Annotated in this window: 19 protein-coding genes and 2 tRNA genes; 9 read left to right on the top strand and 12 right to left on the bottom strand. The window is 69.8% G+C overall.

The window, feature by feature from the left end; all coding sequences use genetic code 11:
• From ACK41C_RS18515 to ACK41C_RS18505, 3 genes are all read right to left on the bottom strand, one after another.
• Positions 1-121, bottom strand: a 121-nt coding sequence (locus ACK41C_RS18515; protein ID WP_236849606.1) for a GTP-binding protein, incomplete at its 3' end; no start/stop codon positions are given.
• A 33-nt stretch (positions 122-154) separates the two neighbouring features.
• Positions 155-228: transfer RNA gene (locus tag ACK41C_RS18510), tRNA-Gly, on the bottom strand.
• A gap of 56 nt (positions 229-284) precedes the next feature.
• Positions 285-370 (bottom strand) — tRNA-Tyr (locus ACK41C_RS18505).
• Between the two features lie 88 nt (positions 371-458).
• On the opposite strand from ACK41C_RS18505, the gene rlmB reads away from it, so the two are divergent.
• Genes rlmB through ACK41C_RS18485 form a run of 4 tightly spaced genes read left to right on the top strand, consistent with a single transcriptional unit; the run spans position 459 to position 2963 of the window.
• Complete coding sequence (gene rlmB, locus ACK41C_RS18500) at positions 459-1280, top strand: 23S rRNA (guanosine(2251)-2'-O)-methyltransferase RlmB (protein WP_409657430.1); 822 nt, start codon at positions 459-461, stop codon at positions 1278-1280.
• A 35-nt stretch (positions 1281-1315) separates the two neighbouring features.
• Complete coding sequence (locus ACK41C_RS18495) at positions 1316-1444, top strand: hypothetical protein (protein WP_409657427.1); 129 nt, start codon at positions 1316-1318, stop codon at positions 1442-1444.
• A 50-nt stretch (positions 1445-1494) separates the two neighbouring features.
• Entirely contained in the window at positions 1495-2223 is a 729-nt protein-coding gene (locus tag ACK41C_RS18490; RefSeq protein ID WP_409657424.1) for a TerC family protein, read from the top strand.
• Positions 2224-2228: 5 nt separating this feature from the next.
• The gene (locus tag ACK41C_RS18485) at positions 2229-2963 is read left to right on the top strand and encodes an EcsC family protein (RefSeq protein ID WP_409657421.1); all 735 of its coding nucleotides are present in this window, start codon (positions 2229-2231) and stop codon (positions 2961-2963) included.
• Between the two features lie 3 nt (positions 2964-2966).
• Here the strand turns inward: ACK41C_RS18485 and ACK41C_RS18480 are convergent, their stop codons facing one another.
• Positions 2967-3650: an AAA family ATPase gene (locus tag ACK41C_RS18480; protein ID WP_409657418.1), complete on the bottom strand. Its 684-nt coding sequence runs from the start codon at positions 3648-3650 to the stop codon at positions 2967-2969.
• Between the two features lie 158 nt (positions 3651-3808).
• Here ACK41C_RS18480 and ACK41C_RS18475 point away from each other — a divergent pair, with 158 nt between their 5' ends.
• Entirely contained in the window at positions 3809-4678 is an 870-nt protein-coding gene (locus ACK41C_RS18475; protein ID WP_409657415.1) for a PhzF family phenazine biosynthesis protein, read from the top strand.
• 4 nt (positions 4679-4682) lie between these two features.
• Here ACK41C_RS18475 and ACK41C_RS18470 read toward each other — a convergent pair whose 3' ends face one another.
• The 7 genes from ACK41C_RS18470 to cpaB are packed head-to-tail and all read right to left on the bottom strand — an operon-like array spanning position 4683 to position 12406.
• Positions 4683-5654: a phosphoribosylaminoimidazolesuccinocarboxamide synthase gene (locus tag ACK41C_RS18470; RefSeq protein WP_409657412.1), complete on the bottom strand. Its 972-nt coding sequence runs from the start codon at positions 5652-5654 to the stop codon at positions 4683-4685.
• Positions 5655-5697: 43 nt separating this feature from the next.
• Positions 5698-6660, bottom strand: a complete 963-nt coding sequence (locus tag ACK41C_RS18465) for a type II secretion system F family protein (RefSeq protein WP_409657409.1) — start codon at positions 6658-6660, stop codon at positions 5698-5700.
• Between the two features lie 3 nt (positions 6661-6663).
• Positions 6664-7623, bottom strand: coding sequence for a type II secretion system F family protein (locus tag ACK41C_RS18460; protein WP_409657406.1), 960 nt, complete (start codon positions 7621-7623; stop codon positions 6664-6666).
• Positions 7623-8996 carry a CpaF family protein gene (locus tag ACK41C_RS18455; protein ID WP_409657403.1) on the bottom strand — a complete coding sequence of 458 codons (1374 nt, stop codon included), beginning with the start codon at positions 8994-8996 and terminating at the stop codon, positions 7623-7625. The genes ACK41C_RS18460 and ACK41C_RS18455 overlap by 1 nt, the downstream gene beginning before the upstream one ends.
• Complete coding sequence (locus tag ACK41C_RS18450) at positions 8996-10174, bottom strand: CpaE family protein (protein WP_409657400.1); 1179 nt, start codon at positions 10172-10174, stop codon at positions 8996-8998. Before ACK41C_RS18450 ends, ACK41C_RS18455 begins: the two co-directional genes overlap by 1 nt.
• A 31-nt stretch (positions 10175-10205) precedes the next feature.
• Positions 10206-11564: a type II and III secretion system protein family protein gene (locus ACK41C_RS18445; protein WP_409657397.1), complete on the bottom strand. Its 1359-nt coding sequence runs from the start codon at positions 11562-11564 to the stop codon at positions 10206-10208.
• Positions 11561-12406, bottom strand: a complete 846-nt coding sequence (gene cpaB / locus ACK41C_RS18440) for a Flp pilus assembly protein CpaB (protein WP_409657395.1) — start codon at positions 12404-12406, stop codon at positions 11561-11563. The genes ACK41C_RS18445 and cpaB overlap by 4 nt, the downstream gene beginning before the upstream one ends.
• Before the next feature lie 188 nt (positions 12407-12594).
• On the opposite strand from cpaB, the gene ACK41C_RS18435 reads away from it, so the two are divergent.
• Positions 12595-13143, top strand: a complete 549-nt coding sequence (locus ACK41C_RS18435; RefSeq protein WP_409657392.1) for a peroxiredoxin — start codon at positions 12595-12597, stop codon at positions 13141-13143.
• 3 nt (positions 13144-13146) lie between these two features.
• On the opposite strand, the gene ACK41C_RS18430 is transcribed toward ACK41C_RS18435, so the two are convergent.
• The gene (locus tag ACK41C_RS18430) at positions 13147-13704 is read right to left on the bottom strand and encodes a DUF2059 domain-containing protein (RefSeq protein ID WP_409657389.1); all 558 of its coding nucleotides are present in this window, start codon (positions 13702-13704) and stop codon (positions 13147-13149) included.
• A 208-nt stretch (positions 13705-13912) separates the two neighbouring features.
• On the opposite strand from ACK41C_RS18430, the gene rpsF reads away from it, so the two are divergent.
• From rpsF to rplI, 3 genes are read left to right on the top strand one after another with little or no spacing between them, the layout of a single operon-like run.
• Positions 13913-14269, top strand: coding sequence for a 30S ribosomal protein S6 (rpsF, locus tag ACK41C_RS18425; protein ID WP_409657386.1), 357 nt, complete (start codon positions 13913-13915; stop codon positions 14267-14269).
• Positions 14270-14285: 16 nt separating this feature from the next.
• The gene (rpsR, locus tag ACK41C_RS18420) at positions 14286-14552 is read left to right on the top strand and encodes a 30S ribosomal protein S18 (protein ID WP_409657383.1); all 267 of its coding nucleotides are present in this window, start codon (positions 14286-14288) and stop codon (positions 14550-14552) included.
• 13 nt (positions 14553-14565) lie between these two features.
• A complete protein-coding gene (gene rplI, locus ACK41C_RS18415) occupies positions 14566-15150 on the top strand; it encodes a 50S ribosomal protein L9 (protein WP_409657380.1) in 585 nt (194 codons plus the stop codon).
• Positions 15151-15196 lie beyond the last annotated feature (46 nt).

The raw sequence follows: 15196 nt of genomic DNA, 5'->3' as shown, positions 1-15196 counted from the left end.
CGCCCGACTTCGCCAGCGTCATCGTGATCGCCGCCGTCAGCGTCGTCTTCCCATGGTCCACGTGACCAATCGTGCCGATGTTGCAATGCGGCTTCGTGCGTTCGAACTTTTCCTTGGCCATCGGGATCCTGCCGGCTTGGGGTCTCTAGAGGATTGGAGCGGGTAGCGGGAATCGAACCCGCATCCTCAGCTTGGAAGGCTGCTGCACTACCATTGTGCTATACCCGCCGAAGATGCGCGGGGCTCGCGCTGGTCTCCTAAAAAAGTCGTCTCGCTCCGGCGCGTGGTGGGGGAAGCAGGACTCGAACCTGCGAAGGCTGACGCCAGCGGATTTACAGTCCGCCCCCTTTGCCGCTCGGGACATTCCCCCAGCGCGCTCGGAGCCGCATCGGAGCCTGGACGGGCCGATCGCTTTGCGCGAAGAACCCTGCCGGCCCCAATTTGGAGCGCGTCTTATAGTGTCCTCCCCTCGCGAACGCAACGCGCCCTGGAAAGGCGGAAAAAAGGGGGCTCATGGCCACCTCAACCGTAAGGCCCACAAGGGGTCGGACGATTGGCTGTGGGGATGGCACGCAGTCAGCGCGGCCTTGGCGAACCCGGCGCGCGAGGCGCCGCAGCGGCTGCTCGCCACCTCCGAGCGCGCCCAGGAGATCGAGGCGCGATTCGGCCGCCTCCGGGCCCTGGAGATCGCCGAGGCGGGCCTGATCGCGCAGAACCTGCCGGCCGGCGCGGTGCATCAGGGCGTCGCCCTACGCATCCCGCCGCTCCCCGAATGGGGGCTCGACGCCTTCCGTCCCAGACCGGGCGCGGTGCTGCTGATGCTCGACCAGGTCACCGATCCGCAGAACGTCGGGGCGATCCTCCGCTCGGCCGCGGCCTTCGGCGCCGCGGGCGTCGTCCTGCAGGACCGGCATGCGCCGAAGCTGACCGGGGCGCTCGCCAAGGCCGCGGCCGGCGCCGTCGACCAGATCCCCACCGCCCGGGTGGTGAACCTCTCCCGCGCCCTCGAGGAGCTGACCGAAGCCGGATGGCGGGCGGTCGGCCTGGACGGCGGGGCGCAGAGCGACCTTGCCGAAGCGCTGGACGGCGGCCCGACCGTGCTGGTCCTGGGTTCGGAAGGCGAAGGCCTGCGCCGCCTGGTGGCCGAACATTGCGACGAACTGGCGAAGATCCCGATGCCCGGCGGCTTTGAAAGCCTGAACGTCTCCGCGGCGGCGGCGGTCGCGCTCTACGAAGCGGCCCGCCCCCGACTCTCGGCGCTTGGCGCCGGGGAAAAATAGGTTAACGATCCGGCCCGCGGATCGGAGGATCGAGCATGCCCCTGGGCTTCGCGGCGGCCGCCCTGCTGATGTTGGCGGCGATCGGCTTGTTCGCCCTGAAATCTTTGGAAGCGGCGCGCCGACGGGGGGCGACGGCGGCGAAACGCGACGAAGGGCTCGCCTGAGGTCCGCATGGCGGTTGCGGTCGCGCCCGCGGTAGAGCATTCAGGGCGCGATGTTTGAAGATCTTTTCACCGCCGGCGCGCTGGCCGCATTCTTTCAAGTCTTGATGATCGATCTGGTCCTGGCCGGCGACAACGCCGTGGCCGTGGGCCTCGCCGCCGCCGGGCTTCCGGTCGAGCAGCGACGCAAGGCCATTCTTTGGGGGCTGATCGCGGCGGTCACCATGCGGATCGGCTTTGCGCTGATCACCACCCAGCTCCTCGGGATCGTCGGCCTGCTGCTGGCGGGCGGCCTGCTGCTGCTCTGGGTGTGCTGGAAGATGTGGCGCGAGCTGCGCGACCAGGCCGAGCCTGAAGAGGCCGCGGCCGAAGCGGTCATGGACGGGGATCCGACCACCCATCCCCCGCAGGAGATCGCCGCCCGCCAGCCCAAGACGTTCCGCTCGGCCTTCATCCAGATCCTGATCGCCGACCTGTCCATGTCGCTGGACAACGTGCTGGCCGTGGCCGGGGCGGCGCGCGAGCATCCGGCGATCCTGGTCTTCGGCCTCCTGCTCTCCATCGCCCTCATGGGCGTGGCCGCCACCTATATCGCCCGGCTGCTGCACAAGTACCGGTGGATCGGTTATGTCGGCCTGCTGATCGTGCTCTACGTCGCGCTCCACATGATCTGGCAGGGCCACCAGGACGTCGTCCGCGACCTGGGCTGGGCCGCGCAGTACAACGCGATCACGCCCGATTTCCTCGACATGCCCCTGGAGAAGTACGCCCCGGCGCACTGACCGCCATGACCGCTGCTGGCGCAGAGGCCTACGAACGAAACGCCGCCGCCGAGGCCGCAGCCTGGCGGGCCCAGGTTCTGAAGCCCGCGGGCGCGCTGTCGGGCGCGGCCCGCGCCCTGCAGCAGCGTATCAACCGGGCGATCCCGGAACGCGTCCACAAGGTCGTCACCGCCGCGATCGAACAGATGACGCGGGCGATCCTGACCGGATCGGGTCTGATCAATCCCTCTCCGATCGCGGGCGCGAGCCTGCAGGCGCGCGAGGCCCGCGCCCGCGAGCGCATCGCCTTCTACCGAACCGCCGCGGCGGCCGAGGGCGGCGTCACCGGGGCGGGCGGATTCCTGATGGCGGCGGCGGATTTCCCGGCCTTCATGGCCATCAAGGTCAAGATGCTGTTCGAGCTGGCGGCGATCTACGGGCATCCGACCGCGGACTTCGGCGAACGGCTCTACATCCTGCACATCTTCCAGCTCACCTTCTCCAGCCCCGAGCACCGCCGGGACGTCCTGGGAGAGATGACGGATTGGGACGCGCGGCCCCACCCTCAGGGCGTGGCGGAGATCGACTGGCGGAGGTTCCAGCAGGAGTACCGGGACTATATCGACCTGGCCAAGCTTGCTCAGCTGCTGCCCGTGGTCGGGGCGCCGGTCGGCGCGGTGGTCAATTTCCGCCTGACGGATCGGCTGGGAGAGACGGCGATGAACGCCTACCGCCTGCGCTGGTTTGCGGGGCGCGGCTGAGCTTCAGGCGGCCGGCGCCTGGGCGCGCCCGAGAAGTACGAGCACGGCCTCGACGTAGAGCTTGGCGTTGGCCTTGGCGGCCGGAATTCCGGAAATGCCTTCGCGCTCCAGGGCCTCGAAACCGCCCCCGACGGCGAAGAGGGCCCGGAAGGCCTCCTTCTCGATAAGGGCGGTGGGCAGCATCTCCATCCGGTGCTCCCGAAGCTGATCGACCACCAGCTTCAGGGAACGCGTCCGCAAGGCGGCCGGAACGCGGGTCAGCAGCGCCCGATGCAGCGGGGCCTGGCCGCCGTGGCGGCCGAACTGGCCGACGATCTCGCTGGCCTTGATCGCCTGGAGGGCCTCGAGCTGCGAGGCCGCCAGAGGAGTCAGGATCAGATGAGGATGCAGCGAACGGAACACCATCGCGCCGCGGATCGAACCTTCCGTGTCCAGGATCATCCAGTCGGGGTTCTTCCGCGCGGCCTCACGCACCGCATCGCGGATGTCGAACTCCGTCGGCGCGGCATGGACCGAGATGCGGTCGGGCCGCCCAGGCAGGCTCGCCCAATGCACCATCGGCTTGTTGGGATCGGAATCGATGATCGCCACCCGCTGGCCCCGCTCGCATAGTCCGAGCGCGAGCAGAAGCGCGGCGGTGGTCTTCCCCGCCCCGCCCTTCGGGCTGACGAAAGCAACGGTCGGCAAGCCTGGTCCTCGCGTTCCCGGGGCCGGCCGCCCCCTTCTCACGCCGACAGTAGAATAGTTGACGCGCCTTAGGGTAGGCGCCCTGTCAGCCGGCGGACCATCCGCCGCGCATACATTGTCACTTTGCCAATCGGCTATTTCATGCCAAGCCTATGGACATGACCGCCTATCGCTTCGTCACGCTCGACGTGTTCACGCAAACCCGCTTCGGCGGCAACCCCCTTGCTGTCTTCCCGGACGCCCGCGGCCTGACCGACGCGCAGATGCAGGCCCTGGCGGCGGAGTTCAACCTCTCGGAGACGACCTTCGTCCTGCCGCCGCAGGATTCCGCCAACACGGCGCGCGTGCGAATCTTCAACACCACGGCCGAAATGCCCTTTGCGGGGCATCCGACCATCGGCACGGGCTGGGTCCTGGCGCGTGAGGGCTTCGGAAAGGACGGGCTGCTGCGGCTGGAGGTCCCGGCCGGGGTGGTGGAAGTCCGCGCCGATGCGGACGGCGCCATGATCGCCGCGCCGAAGCCGCTGTCCACAGGCCCCGACATCGCCGCCGAAGTCGTCGCCGCTTGTGCAGGCCTGCAGCCGTCCGACGTGCGCACCGATCGCCACGTCCCGACCTTCGCCTCGGTGGGCAACCCCTTCGTGATCGCCGAGGTGAGCGGCGAGGCCCTCGGCCGAGCCTCGCCGGACCTGGCGGCCTTCCGCGCCGCCACCGCCCACGACGAGGACCTGCGCCAGCGCTTCTCCATCTATCTCTACGCGCGGGAGGGCGAGAACGTGCGCGCCCGCATGTTCGCGCCGCTCTCGGGAACCTACGAGGACCCGGCCACCGGCAGCGCCGCCACGCCGCTCGCCGCCCTGCTCCTGTCGCTGACAGACGCCACCGAAGGCCGGTGGGACATCGTCCAGGGGGTCGAGATGGGCCGCCCCAGCCTGTTACGCGCCGGAGCCCGCCGCACGCCGGACGGCATCTTCGCCACCGTGGCGGGGGCCTGCGTGGCGGTTCTGCGGGGCGAGGCCGAGGTCTAGGTCTTTAGAAGAACCGCGCAAGGTTCCGCCGAATCCGCTCCAGCGGCGGCTCGCCCGAGGCCGGGAGTTCGAACTGTTCGCCGGTGATGGTTTCGCTGGCTTGGATGTAGACCGCCGCGGTCTGCAGGATCATCTCGGCGGGAATCTCCGGGATCGGATCGCAATAGGGATCGCAGCGCTCCGCCACCCAGGCGCGGACGAAATCCTTGTCGAAGCTTTCCGGCCGCTGGCCGGCCGCGAACCGCTCCGGATAGCTTTCGGCGAACCAGTAGCGGCTGGAATCGGGGGTATGGATCTCGTCGGCCAGGACGATCCGCCCCTCCGCATCCGTTCCGAACTCGTACTTGGTGTCGGCCAGGATGAGCCCGCGCTCCGCCGCCATCGCCTGCCCGCGCGTGAAAAGGGCGAGCGCGTAGCGCGACAGCGTCTCCCACTGCTGCGCGGTCAGCAGGCCCTGGGAGAGAATCTGGTCGGGGGTCAGCGGCTCGTCATGACCGCCGTCGAAGGCCTTGGATGTGGGGGTGATGATCGGCGCCGGCAGCTTCTCGTTGTCGGCCATACCGTCAGGCAGCCGATGGCCGTACATCTCCCGCTCGCCCCGTTTGTAAAGGGTCAGGATCGAGGTGCCGGTGGTCCCGGCCAGATAGCCGCGGACGACGATCTCCACCGGCAGGATGTCGAGGCGTCGGGCCACCACCACGCTCGGATCGGGGTATTCCAGCACGTGGTTGGGACAGATGTCCGCGGTCCGCTCGAACCAGAACCGCGCGGTCTGGGTCAGCACCTGGCCCTTGAATGGGATCGCCGCCAGGATCCGGTCGAAGGCCGAGATGCGGTCGCTGGCGATGATGATCCGCCGCCCGTCGGGCAGGTCGTAATTGTCCCGCACCTTGCCGTGATAGGGGTTCGGGAGCTCCGGGATCGCGGCGTCGGAGAGGACGTGGGCGGCGTAGGGTCGAAGGGCGGCGAAGTCCATGGGCGCAAGCTTATCGGCCGTGTTCCCGCCTCGGCGCAAGCGCCTAGCCGCCGCCGAACCCGCCATTTGAGAAGGCCTGGCTGAAGCGGAAGATGGCCGGCAGCAGCAGCACCCCGATCAGGCAGGGGAAGATGAACAGGATCAACGGCACGGTCAGCTTCACCGGCAGGGCCAGCGCCTTCTCCTCGGCCCGGAGCATCCGCTTCTGGCGCATGTCGGTGGAGAAGACCGTCAGGGTCTCGCCGAGGCTGGTCCCCATGTCCTCGGCCTGGCGCAGCATGGTGGCCAACGCCCGGGCGTCATCGATGCCGAGGCGGTCGGCGAAGGCGGCCCAGGCCTCCTTGCGCGACTTGCCGGCGCGCAGCTCGAGCGTCAGCAGGCGCAGGTGGATGGTCAGCCGGGGATAGCGCCGGGACAGCTCGTCGCAGACGCGGGCGACGGCGGCGTCGAGGCTCAGGCCGGCCTCCACCGAAGCCACCAGCAGGTCGAGGAGGTCGGGGAAGCCGTCGGCATATTCCCGCTCGCGGTCGTCCTGCCGCATCTTCAGCACGCGGTCGGGGCCCAGCAGGGCGATGATGGCGAGCGTGGCGGCGAGCCCAATTGGCGCCATCCCCCCGCCCTTCAGGGCGAACGGCAGGAGCAGGAGCGTGCCGACCGTGGCGGCCATCAGGGCCGCGGCCCGGGCGCCGAGATAGTAGATCGCCGCATCGCGGTTGAAGTAGCCGGCCCGCATCAGCCGCATGCGCACGTCGGACACCTTGGAGGGATCGCGGACCGCCGCCTGCTGGCCCAGGCGCTTCAGCCCCGCCACCGCCACGCCGAAGATCCGCACCTCGCCTGCGTCGAGGACGGGCGTGGAGGATCCGCCGGGCGCCTGGAACCGCGCGCGCCGCTGCGCCCGGGCGCGCGCTTCGCCCGCCGCCAGCGCCACGCCTCCGAGGGCCGCAGCGCCCAGCAGGGCGAGCGCCAGGATAAAGAACAGGTTTTGGAGGGCGGCGGCGTCCATGGCTCAGATCCGCATGTCCACCATCTTGCGCATCACGATGTTGCCGATCGTGATCCAGACGCCGAAGCCGGCCAGCCCCATCTGGATGAAGGGCTCGTGGATCACTTCGCCGTAGAAGTCCGGCGACAGCAGGGTGATGGCGCCCGCGGCGATGAAGGGCGCGGCGGTCAGGATCATGGCCGACACCCGCCCCTCCGCCGAGGCCGCCTTGATCTTCAGCCGCATCCGGTGGCGCTCGCGCACGGTGTTGGCGTTCAGCTTCAGGAGCCCCGTCAGATTGCCGCCGGCCCGCTCCTGCAAGCGCACGGTGGCGGCGAACAGGTCGACGTCCGGATGCTGGCATCGCAGGGCGATCCGCTCCACCGCCTGCTCGAGCGTAGCGCCGTAGGCGATCTCGTCGGCGGCCATGCCGAATTCCGAGCCGATGGGATCGGCCATCTCGCGGCCCACCAGGGCGACCGCCGTCGGCACCGGATGCCCGGCCTCCAGGCTGCGCACCACGATCTCCAGGGCCTGCGGCAATTGCAGGCTGAGGGCCTTCGAACGGCGCCCGGCCATGATCTTGAGGAACAGGATCGGGCCGCCGATCCCGCCCAGCAGGGCCCCGATCGGGATCGCCAACAGGCTTCGGGCGAGCACGACGCCGAAGGCCGCTCCCACGACGGTGGCGACGGCCACGGCCAGCGCCCAGCGGCGGCCGTCATAGGGCACGCCCGACCGGACGATCAGCTCCGAGAGCCAACGCAGCCCCGCCTTGAGGTCGCCGCTGGCCGACAGGCCGCGCTGCTTGCGCAGCTCCACCACCAGTTCCTGGATGCCGCCCACCCGCTCGGCCACTTTCAGGCGCTGGTTCACCTGGCGTTTGGTGCGCGCCGCGGTCAGCAGGCCGAACGCCGCCTGGGCCGCCGAGAACACCGCGGCGAACACCAGGATCAGGTAGACGGCGGTCGCGTCGAACGCCATCAGCCCAGCACCCGCGACGGATCGAAATTGGCGGTGTCGTAGGCGATGCCGCGCCGGATCATCTCGTCCAGGCAGCGCGGCCGCAGGCCCGTGGCGCGGAACTCGCCGTGCACGATCCCGTCGGCGGTCGTGTGGGTGCGGTGGAAGGCGAAGATTTCCTGCATCTGGACCACCTGGCCTTCCATGCCGGTGATCTCGGTGACGCTCATCACCTTCCGCTTGCCGTCCGACAGGCGCATGACCTGCACGATCATGCCGATGGCCGAGGCGATCTGGCCGCGCATGGATTCCGGGGTCAGCCGCATGCCCGACATGGCCACCATCTGCTCCAGGCGGGTGATGGCGTCGCGCGGGTTGTTGGCGTGGATGGTGGCCATGGAGCCTTCGTGGCCGGTGTTCATGGCCTGCAGCATGTCGAAGGCTTCCTCGCCGCGCACCTCGCCCAGGATCACCCGGTCGGGGCGCATCCGCAGGGCGTTCTTGACCAGTTCGCGCTGGCGGATCTCGCCCTTGCCCTCGATGTTCGGCGGCCGGGTCTCCATGCGCACCACGTGCGGCTGCTGCATCTGCAGCTCGGCGGCGTCCTCGATGGTGATCAGCCGTTCCTTGTGGCTGATCGCCGCCGAAAGCGCGTTGAGCATGGTGGTCTTGCCCGACCCGGTGCCGCCGGAGATCACGGTGGAGACGCGGGAGCGCACCGCCCCATGCAGGAACTCGGCGACGCAGGCCGGCATGGCCCCGACGTCCACCAGCTTCTCCAGGGTGTAGGGCTTCTTGGAGAACTTCCGGATCGAGACACAGGCGCCGTCGATGGCGATGGGGGCGATGGCGGCGTTGACCCGGCTGCCGTCCGGCAGGCGCGCATCCACCATGGGCTGGCTCTCGTCGATCCGGCGGCCGACGCCGGCGACGATGCGGTTGACGATGCGCAGCAGGTGGTCGTTGTCGCGGAACCGGACCGGCGTGGGCTCCAGTTCCCCGCGCCGCTCCACATAGACCTGATAGGGGCCGTTGATCAGGATGTCGTTGACGCTGTCGTCCTTCAGCAGCGGCTCGATGGGGCCGAGCCCCACCATCTCGTCATAGACGGAGGACCCCAACTCCTCGAGCTCGGTGGTGTTCAGCACCAGCCGCTCGGCCCGGGCGAAGTCGCCCACCAGCCCCATCACCTGGCGGCGCAGTTCGTGCTCCTCCAGCTTCTCCAGCTTTGAAAGGTCCAGCTCCTCGATCAGCCGGGCGTGGAGCTTGAGCTTCACGTCGAGCAGGGCGTTCTCCGGCCGGGCCGAAGCGACGGGCGGCGAAGGCGGCGCTGGGGCCTCCGCTTCCGCCTCAGGCGCGGCGGCGACGGCGCGGGAGAGGTTGAAGCGGCTCATCAGGCGGCCTTCCGGCTCCAGGCGCTTCGCCGGGCCTGGGTCTCGACGCCCAGCAGGCGGTCGACGAGGGCTGCGACGTCGCGGACGATCTTCGACTTCGGTCGATGCTGGCGCACCGGGCCGCCGAGGTTCACCGAGGCCGCGGCCGCCTCCCAGTCCGAGGCGATCCCGGCGTCGGCCTGGCGCTCCAGCGCCCGCTCGGCCTCGGCGGTCGACGGCGCGGGGCCGAACATGCGCGAGGCCAGGCGATTCAGCACCACGCGCGCCCGGCGCGCCGGCGGCAGCGCAGCCTCGATCTCCCCGCAGAGCGCCCGGGCGGCCAGCAGCGCCGGTACGGTCAGCTCGCTCACCACCAGCACCTCGTCGGAGCCGGCCAGGGCTTCGAGCGTCCAGGGGCGGCGGTGCCGGGGCATGTCGACCACCACGAAATCATAGGTGTCGCAGGCGATCTCCAGGATGCGTAGCACGGCCTCGCGGGAGATCTGCTCGAAGGCGACCGGATCGCGGGGACAGGCCAGAAGGTCGATCCCCTTCCCCACCGGCGTGGTGAAGGCGGCCAGCAGGGCCGCATCCATCCGCTCAGCCGCCGGCCCGAATTCGGCCAGCGCCATGGCGGGCGCGGCGCCCAGATAGGCCGCCGCCGCGCCGTCGGCCAGGTGCAGGTCCACCAGGCAGACGCTGTTGTCCTTGCCGCTGCGCGCGGCGAGCGCGCTCGCGATTTCAATGGCGATGGTGGTGGCCCCGGAGCCGCCCACGGCACCCACCACCGACCAGCAGCGCGAGGCGTGCTGCGACGGCGCGGGGACCTCCATGCCGTCGCGGTCCAGAAGCGCGTAGACCGCCGCCTGCAGGTCCTGGTCGCTGAACGGGCTCTCCAGCACGTCGGCCGTGCGGATCCGCATGAGCGCCCGCACCACCGAAGCCGGCAGACGCGAGCCCACCACCAGGGTCGGGGGCGAGGAGTCGGCCCCCAGGGCGGCGACCGCATCGGCCAGGACCTGCGGCTCCACCGCGTCGGCGTCGATCAGCAGAAGGTCGACGGTCGCCGATGAGACGTCGGCGAGCCGCTCCACGCCGGCCACCTCCAGCGCCGCGCCGAACAGCGGGCCGCGGGCCAGCGGGCCGAGGGCGGGGCCGATCGCCAGCACCCGGCGGCCGAGCAGACTCCAGTGCGTCATGGTCGTGGCGCCTCCGTACGCGATACCTCGATCATCCCGGGCGGCCCCGGCGACGGACCCGTCCCTCGCCCACCGGCGTCTGCAGGGGCTTGTCGAGAGCCTTGCCGCTCAGGATCAGGTCGATGGCGCTGGGCTCTTCGCCGCCCATCGGATCGGGCTGGTTTTCCGGCGCGAGGTCCGCGGCGGTCGCCAGGCGCGGCGTGACGATGACCACGAGCTCGGTCTCCTGCCGCCGCCAGCGCGAAGACCGGAAGAGCCCGCCCAGCACCGGCACGTCGCCGGCGCCCGGCAGCTGGCGCACCTGGTTCACATAGTCCTGCTGGAACAGGCCCGCCACGGCGAAGGCCTCTCCCTCCCGCAGCTCGACCGTCGTCTCGGTGCGGCGGACCACCAAGCCTGGGATATCCACGCCCAGCACCCGGACATTGTTGCGGTTATCGAGCTGGCTGACCTCAGGCGCCACCCGCAGGCGGATCAGGCCGTTGTCCTGCACCACCGGCTCGAATTCGAGCTTCACGCCGTATTCGCGGAACTCGATGGTCACCCGGTCGCGGTCGCTGGGCACCGGGAACGGGAACTCGCCGCCGGCCAGGAAGGTGGCCTTTTCGCCCGACAGCGCCACGAGGTTGGGCCGCGCGAGCGTGCGGATGACGCCCTTTTCCTCCAGCAGGCGCAGGATGATGTCGATCTCGGCGGTGCCGAGCGAGCCCGTCACCCGCAGGGCACCCTGCGGCGAGATCGAACCGAGCAGGCCCGACCCGGAGACGAACTGGAAGCGCGAGTTGTTGGCGGCGGCGAGGTCGAAGCCCGCCTCCTTCAGGTCGGAGCGCCCGGCTTCCAGCACACGGACCTCGAGGATCACCTGCTGGGAGGCGCGCACGGTCAGTCCCGAGGTCACCGCCTCCGGCGCGAACCGCTCGGCCAAGGAGAGCGCCCTGGTCGCCACGGCGGTGTTCGAGACGTCGCCCAGCAGCAGCAGGCCTTCGCCGAGATTGCGCACCTCGATCGGCTCGCCCGGCAGGGCTGCGGCGAGGTCGGCCTGCAGGGCCTCGGCGTCGTAGCCGACACGCACGTCGACCACTTCCTGCAGGTTTCCTCCGGGGCCGTAGATCAGGAGGTTCGTGGCGCCCAACGCCTTGCCGCGCACATAGAAGCTGCGATCCGTAGTGGCGACGATCTGAGCGGTCTCGGGTTGGGCGACCACGATCTTTGAAGCCGGCCCGTCCAGGCGAAACGAGGCCGACTTGTTCTTGGGAACGGTGATGATGCGGCTGCGCGCATATTCGCTGGAGAAAGGCTCGGCCGCCGGCGCAGCGGCCGGGACGGCGAGCGCGGCGAAGGCGAACGCAGCGGCGAACAGGGACTTCATCTTCAGGGTTTCCGAGCTCATACGCCTTCGCCCTCGACGATGGTGATCAGGCGGCCGGCGGGCGGCGAAGACGGGCCGGCGGCGCGCGGGCGGGCGGGCCCAGCGGCGGCGCGGACGCCGCCGGTGACGACGTCGCCGGCGCCGAGCGGCGCGTGGGCTTCGATCTCCGCCTGGCCCGCGCCGCGCAGGGCGAGCGACAGGCGCCCCAGATCGGCGGCGAGCGCCAGCTTCTGGGCGTCCTTCATCGTCACCTCCAGGGTGGCGGTTGAGGGGGCGGCGGGCTTGCTGGAGGTCGGGTCGGCGTTCAGGTCCATGCCGAGCACCCGCACGTTCTGCAGCACGATCTCGGACTGCAGCACGCGGCGATCCTCGTCGGGCGCGAGGTCGCGCATCAGCACCACGTCCACATGGTCGCCCGGCAGGGCGTGGCCGCCCACGCCGGAAACGTCGGAAACCGCGATGGTGTAGGCGCGCATGCCGGCCGCGATCTCCGCGGCGATGGTCGGGCGCGCGCCGGGGCCGGACAGCTTGGTCGGCAGCAGGGGTTCGCGCGCTGCGATGGGCTGCAGCGCGAGCGGCGGCTGCCCGTTGTCCTGTTTCAGCACCTGGTCCACGGAGGTGAAGGCTCCGGCGGGCACCGCGTCCTTTGGCGCGCGCACCACGATCAGGCGGCGGGCTTCAAGCCGTTCGCCATAGGCGATGTCCTCGCGGGCGACGACCATCGCCGCCAGGTCGGCGGCAGGCGCCGGCGCGGAGGCCTGGGCCACATTGCCCTGCGCCGGCAGCAGCACCTTGGCGACGACCAGCGCGCCCAGGCCCAGAAGCGCCGACGCGCCAAGACTTGCTATGGTGATTGCCCGCATAGCCCCCAACTTCCAGACGCCCCGTAACATCAGGCAGTTAGCAGCCAGGCTGTTGCGATAACCCCAACAAAGGCGGTGAACGCCTGGCAAGCTTACCGAAAGCTTGACGGACGAAAGCGCGGGGCCCCAGGGCCCGAAGACAAGTCGGCGGATCACTCCTATAGTCGGCGCAACCCGGAGATCGCCTCATGCGCCGCATCGCTTTCATCGCCGCCCTCGCCGCCCTGGCGGCCGCCCCCGCCCTGGCCGCGCTGAAGCCGGGCGCCCGGGCGCCCGACTTCACCGCCGACGGCTTCCAGGCCGGAAAGCCGATCACCTTCTCGCTCGCCGAGGCGCGGAGAAAGGGGCCGGTGGTGGTCTATTTCTTCCCGGCGGCCGAGACGGCCGGCTGCAATCTGGAAGCGCGCCTCTTCGCCGAGGCCATCGACGATTTCCAGGCCCAGGGGGCGACGGTGATCGGCGTCACCGCAGGCAATCTCGACAAGCTGGCCTCCTTCTCGGCCGATACCGAGAAGTGCTCGGGCAAGTTCCCGGTGGCCGCCGACCCCAACGCCCGGATCGCCGGGCTCTACGACGCCACCCTGGCCGTGCGGCCGGGCTGGTCCAGCCGCACCTCCTACGTCATCGCCCCCTCAGGCGAGGTGGTGCACGCCTATTCCGACATGAAGGCGAACGAGCACGTCACCGAGACGCTGGGCGCGGTTCGGGCCTGGCGGGCGAAGAATCCGAAGCGGTAGGGTCTAGCGGGTCGAGCGCGGCTTGGCCTTGATCGCGGCGTTGCAGTCAATCTTGGCGCAGGCCCGCTCGCGCAGTTCCTTCTCCAGCAGCGGCCGAAGTTCCATCATGCGAGGCGCCCAGGCCTGTTCGACCTGCGGCTGCTTGGCCAGCATCGCCCGGCCTGCGGCGCTCTCGTAGAAGGCGGCGATGGCCTCCAGTTCCTCGCGTGTGAAGACCGAGGCGTAGACGGGGACCGCCTCTTCCATCATCCGCGGCACGAGCACCTGCTCGACGACCTCCGCGACGGTCTCGGCGATCGCCTCCCGAAGAAGCGGCTCGCTGTCGGGAACGTCGGCCGCCGCGGCCCGGCCGAACATGGGCGCCAGGGGGACGAACATCTTGCGGATCTGCCCTTCAAGGTCCTGCGCGGCGAACAGCCGGCGGACCAGGGCGTCCGTCTCCGCCGGGATGGACTCCTGCGCCGGAGCGATCACTGGATTTGCAGCCAACATCAGAGCCAGGCCCGCCGCCGCCGTCCGTCTCCACATCGCCCGCATGGCGCCCGTCCCCTTCGCCGTCATGAAAGGGGGATCATTCCGGCGTTCGCCCGGCGCAGCAACAGGCTTGCCCTGGCCGGGGTTTTCGCCTACTAGCCCGCCTCTTCACGGAAGGCGGTCTCCAGCCGGAACGCGAAAGGGTCGGGAAAGCCCCGGCCGCCGCGCAGGAGAGCCATCGTTTCCGGCGGTCACCCGCCTCCGGACGCGCCGCCTTCCAAAGGGAAAAGGAACCATGGCGCTCTACGAGCACGTCGTCATTTCGCGGCAGGATATCTCGCCGCAACAGGCCGAAGCCCTCAACGACCAGATCAAGGCTCTGATCGAAGAAGGCGGCGGCGCCGTCGCCAAGATCGAGTACTGGGGTCTTCGCAACCTCACCTACCGCATCAAGAAGAACCGCAAGGGCCACTACTCCCTGCTCGCCATCGACGCTCCGGCGCCGGCGGTGAAGGAGATGGAACGCCAGCTGTCGCTCAACGAAGACGTGCTGCGCTACATGACCGTCCGCGTCGAGGAGCTCGACCTGGAACTGTCGCCCATCCTGGCCCGCCGCGACCGCGAAGCGCGTCGCGACGACTTCCAATCCTAAGAAAGGGAGGGTTCAGATGACCGACGAAACCTCCGCCGCGCCGGCCGCCTCGGCCGCCCCGCGCCGCCCCTTCTTCCGCCGCCGCAAGGTGTGCCCGTTCTCCGGCGCCAACGCCCCGAAGATCGACTACAAGGACGTGAAGCTGCTGCAGCGCTACGTCTCCGAACGCGGCAAGATCGTGCCCTCCCGCATCACCGCGGTGTCGGCCAAGAAGCAGCGTGAGCTGGCCAAGGCCATCAAGCGCGCCCGCTTCCTCGCCCTCCTCCCCTACGTCGTGAAGTAAGGGAGCCGCACAGATGAAAGTCATCCTGCTCGAGCGCGTGGAAGGCCGTGGCGGCCTGGGCGACGAAGTCTCCGTCAAGGACGGCTTCGCCCGGAACTACCTGCTGCCCCGCGGCAAGGCCCTGCGGGCCACCAGCGCCAACAAGAAGATCTTCGACGCTCAGCGTGCGGAGATCGAGGCGCGCAACGCCAAGGCCAAGGAAGCCGCCGCCAAGTCCGGCGAGTCCCTGGACGAAAGCTCCTACGTCATGATCCGCCAGGCGGGCGAGAGCGGCCAGCTCTATGGCTCGGTCTCGGGCCGCGACGTGGCCGAGATCGTCAATGCCGCCGGCGGCAAGATCGACCGCGCCATGGTCGTGCTCGACAAGCCGCTGAAGACGCTGGGCGTCCATCCGGTGAAGGTACGCCTGCACCCGGAAGTGACGATCACCGTCAACATCAACATCGCCCGCAGCGAAGACGAAGCCGAGCGCCAGGCGCGCGGCGAGAACGTCATCGCCGCCCAATTCGAGGAGGAGCGCCTGGCCGACGTGGAAGCCGCCCAGGACCTGCTCGAAGGCGGCGCGGGCCAGCAGGAAGGCGACTACGAAGAGCGCTGAGCCTTCAAGTCGGCTTCGAACCTTGCGAACGGCGCGGAACCCCAGT

It is taken from the genome of Phenylobacterium sp., assembly GCF_046290725.1.
Classification (GTDB): domain Bacteria; phylum Pseudomonadota; class Alphaproteobacteria; order Caulobacterales; family Caulobacteraceae; genus Phenylobacterium.
The sequence above is the reverse complement of the archived record's forward strand: the minus strand, read 5'-3'. Positions and strand labels throughout refer to the sequence as shown.